Source organism: Streptomyces sp. HSW2009, assembly GCF_040240285.1.
GTDB lineage: Bacteria > Actinomycetota > Actinomycetes > Streptomycetales > Streptomycetaceae > Streptomyces.
This window is the reverse complement of the sequence record NZ_JBEHZD010000673.1, coordinates 1-3,685: the sequence shown is the minus strand read 5'-3', so window position 1 is coordinate 3,685 and position 3,685 is coordinate 1. Positions and strand designations below refer to the sequence as shown.

At 74.6% G+C, this 3,685-nt stretch carries 4 protein-coding genes; 3 read left to right on the top strand and 1 reads right to left on the bottom strand.

Annotated elements, in window-relative coordinates; genetic code table 11:
• Nucleotides 1-301 precede the first annotated feature (301 nt).
• The 3 genes from AAHZ94_RS30540 (at nucleotide 302) to mscL (ending at nucleotide 3,137) form a co-directional block, all read left to right on the top strand.
• Nucleotides 302-1,183, top strand: a complete 882-nt coding sequence (locus AAHZ94_RS30540) for an S-methyl-5'-thioadenosine phosphorylase (protein ID WP_349996969.1) — start codon at nucleotides 302-304, stop codon at nucleotides 1,181-1,183.
• A gap of 619 nt (nucleotides 1,184-1,802) precedes the next feature.
• Entirely contained in the window at nucleotides 1,803-2,492 is a 690-nt protein-coding gene (locus tag AAHZ94_RS30535) for a hypothetical protein (RefSeq protein ID WP_349996968.1), read from the top strand.
• Nucleotides 2,493-2,606: 114 nt separating this feature from the next.
• A complete protein-coding gene (gene mscL / locus AAHZ94_RS30530) occupies nucleotides 2,607-3,137 on the top strand; it encodes a large conductance mechanosensitive channel protein MscL (protein WP_349996967.1) in 531 nt (176 codons plus the stop codon).
• 148 nt (nucleotides 3,138-3,285) lie between these two features.
• Here the strand turns inward: mscL and AAHZ94_RS30525 are convergent, their stop codons facing one another.
• Nucleotides 3,286-3,474 (bottom strand): hypothetical protein, encoded by a 189-nt coding sequence (locus AAHZ94_RS30525; protein ID WP_349996966.1) that lies wholly within the window; start codon nucleotides 3,472-3,474, stop codon nucleotides 3,286-3,288.
• Between the last annotated feature and the right edge of the window lie 211 nt (nucleotides 3,475-3,685).

Here is a 3,685-nt window from a genome sequence, read left to right as displayed (position 1 = left end):
GCCCCCCCGCCGCCCCCCGCCGCCCCCCGCCCCCCCCCCCCCCGCCCCCCCCCCAACCCGCCCCCCCCGCCCCCCCCGGGCGCCGGGCGGGGGCGCCGCCCCGGGCCGGGGCTCTCGTCGCGCTCCAGGGCGCCCGGGCCGACAACAGGTCCCCGGCGGCGCGCCACCCGGCCCCCGCCCACCGGACCAGCCGGCTCCACCAGCCCTGCCGGCTCCGCCACGGCGCGTGCGGCCGGCGGCTGCCGTTCCCCGGGCCGGTCCCGCCCTGGGCCCGGCCCAGGGCCGCCACTAGGGTGACCGCATGGCCGAGACGCAGACCACAGCACCATCGGTAGCACCGCAGTCCCCACCGCAAGCGGAAATCGGGGTCATCGGCGGATCGGGGTTCTACTCCTTCCTCGATGACGTGACCGAGGTGATCGTGGACACCCCCTACGGTGCGCCCAGCGACTCCTTCTTCCTCGGCGAGGTGGCAGGCCGCCGCGTCGCGTTCCTGCCGCGGCACGGCCGCAAACACCATCTGCCGCCGCACCGCATCAACTACCGCGCCAATCTGTGGGCGCTGCGCTCGCTGGGCGTACGGCAGGTGCTCGGCCCGTGCGCGGTCGGCGGGCTGCGCCCGGAGCACGGCCCTGGCACGCTGCTCGTACCGGACCAGCTCGTGGACCGTACGAAGGGGCGGGTGCAGACCTACTTCGACGGTGAGCCGCGGCCGGACGGCGGGCCGGCGCCGGCCGTGGTGCATGTGACATTCGCCGACCCGTACTGCCCGGCCGGGCGGCTGGCGGCGCTGGGCGCTGCGCGCGGGCGCTCCTGGGAGCCGGTGGACGGCGGCACGCTGGTGGTCATCGAGGGCCCGCGCTTCTCGACTCGCGCCGAGTCCCGCTGGCACGCGGCGCAGGGGTGGTCGGTCGTCGGCATGACCGGTCACCCCGAGGCCGTGCTCGCCCGTGAACTGGAGCTGTGCTACACGTCGTTGACCCTGGTCACCGACCTGGACGCGGGCACGGAAGCCGGCGAGGGCGTCTCGCACCAGGAGGTCATGCGGGTCTTCGCGCAGAACGTGGGACGGCTGCGTGAGGTCATCTTCGACACGGTCGCCGCCCTGCCCGCCACGGCCGACCGCTCCTGTCTGTGCACCCACGCCCACGACGGCTGGGACCTGGGCATCGAACTGCCCTGACACCGTGGGACGGCGCGGCCCGGCGCCGTCCCGTACGCACCGCGTACGCCGTATCGGTCCGCTGCCCAGTCGGGGTAGCGGGCCGATCGTTGTGCCCAGGCGGTGCCAGGCGGACAGCAGTCGGCGGCCGACGGCGCGCAGCCAGGAGCACCGGGGAAACGACGGTCGAACGATCACAGCTCCTCCTTCCAGGAAGCTCGCGTCTCTCCCATCATGAGCCCATCACTCGAACGGGTGACCGAGTTATTCACAGGGCGAGGGCTGTCCACAGGCGTCTGCACGATCTGCTCCAGCCGGGCACCGTGGGGATTCGAGGGCCGCAAGGCCAAGACCCCCGACGACAGGCGTCCATCCCATGTCCCCACACCTTCCGCCCGCCCCTTCCCCCACTACTCAGACCCCGACCACTCCCACCCTCCCGACGCCGGCGACTCCCGCACCTCCAGTCCCCGCCGGCCCCAGCGCCCCGGCGCCTCCGATCCCCGCCGGCCCCGCGCCGCTAGTTCCCACCGCTCCCGCCCAGCGTGCTCCCGCCCCTCCCGCCCCGGCGCCCCGAACCCGCTCCGCAGACCCCGGTCGGGCAGCGCCGGCGCCGCGTGGGTTACCCCTGTTCGAGCCGGTGCGCGTACGCCAGACCTGGTGGTACGGGCTGCGCCGCACGCTGCGCAAGCGGCGTCGGGCCGCGGCCCTCGGACTGGTGGCAACGGCGGCAGTGACGGCAGCCGTCGCCCCCGGACCCAGCGGGGAACACGGCACCCGCCCCACCGCCCCACCACGCGACACGGCAGCCCCACCCCACCCATCGGATGCGGCCCAGGCGACACATGGCCCACACGACTGGCGCCCCGCCACCGCCACACGCAGCGCACCGTCGACCGGCCGGCCGCGCCTCGGCCCCCCGCCGGGTGAACTGCGCGCCGCGCCGGTACGGATCGCGGACCCGGGAGTCGCCAGACTGCTGCGCCGCGGCGACCTCGTCGACGTACTGGCCATCGCTCCCGCCCCGAACTGGACGGGCCAGCCGGCGGCCGGACCAGCACCGCTCTCCGCCGTCCCGGGCCCGTCCGCCCCCCCGCCCGCCGACCGGCCCGGCGACCTGGACGACCGGCACACCACCGGCGGCGAGGGCGACGGCGCGCAGGACGGCCCCAGGGTGATCGCCCGCGCCGCCCGAGTGGTTGAGGTGCCGAAGCCACGCGACGCTGCCCCGGAAGAGGGTGGACTCGTGGTCCTCTCGGTGCCGCGGGAGACCGCGACGGCCTTGGTCGGCGCCGGCATTACCACGCGCCTGGCGGTGGTGCGCCGATGATTCGCGCTCGTGTGCTGTCAATTCGCGGTTTCGAGTGGATGGATTGGACAGCCGTGCCCTGCCGTGCCATAGGTTGCGGAATCTGGAAATCCGATAGTGGAAAGAGGCACCGCCGTGAGCAGTTCGGCGACCGAGGAGAAGCAGAGCGTACTGGAGGGCTTCAAGGCCTTCCTGATGCGCGGCAACGTCATCGACCTGGCAGTAGCCGTCGTCATTGGTGCGGCGTTCACCAATGTCGTGAACTCGGTGGTGAAGGGCGTCATCAACCCGCTCGTCGGTGCCTTCGGCACCAAGGACCTCGACAGGTACAGCTCCTGTCTGAAGGGGCCCTGCAAGACGAACGAGGCGGGCGACGTCGTCAGCGGCGTGCCGATCATGTGGGGCACGGTGCTCAGCGCCACCCTGACGTTCCTGATCACGGCCGCCGTCGTGTACTTCCTGATGGTGCTGCCCATGTCGCGCTACCTGGCACGGCGGGCCGCCAAGGAGAAGCAGGCGGAGGTCGAGCACGCCGAGGCGGAGGCCAGCGAGCTGGAGCTGCTGCGCGAGATCCGCGACGTCCTGGTGGCTCAGCACGGTGGTGCGGCCTCCGGCGGGCAGGCACCTGGTGGCACGGACGGGGGCACGGCTCCGACGGAGCGCTAAGCACCCCCCGTCACACGGGCCGCACGGGACGGTCGGCTACGGCCGCAGCCCGGGTCGGCCGCGTGCTGGCGAGCGCTCTGCCCCGCGGCGTCCTGGGACGTCCGGCTGGGGCAGCAGCGCCGAAACCGCTCCGCCGCCACGGGTCAGTTCACAGGTGGTGGGGCGGCTTCTCGTCGAGGAAGCGGGCGAGGTCGGCGGCCGAGCCTTCGGAGCCGGTGGCCGAAGCCCGCTCGCCCCACCCCTGGTCCGTATCGTCCGAGGACCGTTGTGCCAGCGGGTCGTCGAAGATCAGCGCGGAAGCCGGATCACGCGGTTCAGAGGCGGGGGCGGTGCTCATGCCTCCAGGGTACGTCCGCTGCGCAGCACGACGCCGAGCATCGCTCCGGTCCCCCGTGCCGGAGCGACGCTCGGCGCCGACCGCGTTGGGGGGGGGGGGGGGGCCCCCCGCCCCCCCCGGGCCGGGGGCGCGGGGCGGCGGCCCCCCCCCCCCCCCGGGGGGGTAGCCCCCCGGGGGCGCCCCGGCGCTCGGGACGAACGACAGGCCACGC

Excerpts from the sequence above, each read along its gene's own strand:
- AAHZ94_RS30540 (WP_349996969.1), top strand. The coding sequence starts at position 302 with ATGGCCGAGACGCAGACCACAGCACCATCGGTAGCACCGCAGTCCCCA.
- AAHZ94_RS30525 (WP_349996966.1), bottom strand. The coding sequence starts at position 3,474 with ATGAGCACCGCCCCCGCCTCTGAACCGCGTGATCCGGCTTCCGCGCTG.